At 34.7% G+C, this 1,179-nt stretch carries 3 protein-coding genes; all 3 read left to right on the forward strand.

Annotation, left to right across the window (positions count from 1 at the left end; all coding sequences use genetic code 11):
* Nucleotides 1–319: integrase catalytic domain-containing protein (locus NUW87_RS11345; RefSeq protein ID WP_269028628.1), on the forward strand; the 319-nt coding region annotated here is incomplete at its 5' end.
* Nucleotides 304–765, forward strand: coding sequence for a hypothetical protein (locus NUW87_RS11350; RefSeq protein ID WP_269028629.1), 462 nt, complete (start codon nucleotides 304–306; stop codon nucleotides 763–765). The genes NUW87_RS11345 and NUW87_RS11350, both read left to right, overlap by 16 nt.
* A gap of 156 nt (nucleotides 766–921) precedes the next feature.
* Nucleotides 922–1,140 carry a reverse transcriptase domain-containing protein gene (locus NUW87_RS11355; RefSeq protein WP_269028630.1) on the forward strand — a complete coding sequence of 73 codons (219 nt, stop codon included), beginning with the start codon at nucleotides 922–924 and terminating at the stop codon, nucleotides 1,138–1,140.
* The last annotated feature ends 39 nt before the right edge of the window (nucleotides 1,141–1,179 follow it).

Below are 1,179 nucleotides of genomic sequence, written 5' to 3' on the forward strand. Positions count from 1 at the left end.
GAAAGAAGGTACAGGAAAAGAAAAATATTTTTTTTTGATTATTGATGATTATTCTAGACTAACTTGGGTTGCCTTTTTGAAAGAAAAATCTGAAGCATTTGAAAAATTCAAAGTATTTAAGGCTCTGACTGAGAATCAAACAGGAAAAAGATTAAAGGTAGTAAGGTCTGATAGAGGAGGAGAGTTTAGTTCAGGGAACTTCAAAGATTTCTGTGATAAAATGGGATCAAAAGAGAGTACACAATTCCAAGGACTCCACAGCAAAATGGAGTTGTTGAGAGGCAGAATAGATCAGTACAGCAAATGGCAAGATCAATGATGAATGAAAGGAACATACCTCAGACATATTGGGTGGAAGCAATTCATACAGTTGTTCATATCCTTAACAAAGCTCATCTTAGACCACACAGTGACAAGACCCCTTATGAACTATGGTTTGGAAGACCTGCTTCAATCAAGCATTTTAAAGTTTTTGGGAGTAAATGTTATATCAAGAATAATGATGAAAATATTGGCAAATATGATGACAGGGATGATGAAGGTATTTTCTTGGGTTATGCTACAAACAGTAAAGGGTACAGATGCTACAATAAAAGACTGCATAAACTAGTTGACTGTATAGATGTAAAAGTTGATGAAGAAATTCCAGTCAGAAATATAAGCAGTGATGAACCAAGAACAAAAGATACAGTTGAAGATGAAGATGAACAGGTCCAAGGATTAGAAAGAGAAGAATTTGAATCAGATGAAGATATGAATACTTAGGCCGACAAAAATCAGCAGAAAGAAACAAAACCACCTCTCAGAATTGTTATAAAGAATCATTCTGAAAATCAGATAATTGGGGATATAAATAAAGGAGTTCAGACTAGAAGGAAATTGATTAAGGACACAGAACAATATCATGTTGCCTTTTTATCTATGACTGAACCTACAAATTTTGAGGAAGCTAGTCAGGAAGAAGATTGGATTAGAGCAATGAATGAAGAGCTTGATCAGATTGAGAAGAACAATACTTGGGAGCTTGTCCCTAGACCTGAAAATAAGAATGTCATAGGCTCCAAATGGGTATTCAAGAATAAAATGAATGAAAAAGGACAAGTTGTTAGAAATAAATCCAGATTGGTCTGTAAGGGATAAGCACAAGTGGAAGGTCAGGACTTTGATGAAACTTTTGCA

This window comes from Corynebacterium pilbarense, assembly GCF_026930265.1.
Classification (GTDB): Bacteria; Actinomycetota; Actinomycetes; order Mycobacteriales; family Mycobacteriaceae; genus Corynebacterium; species Corynebacterium pilbarense.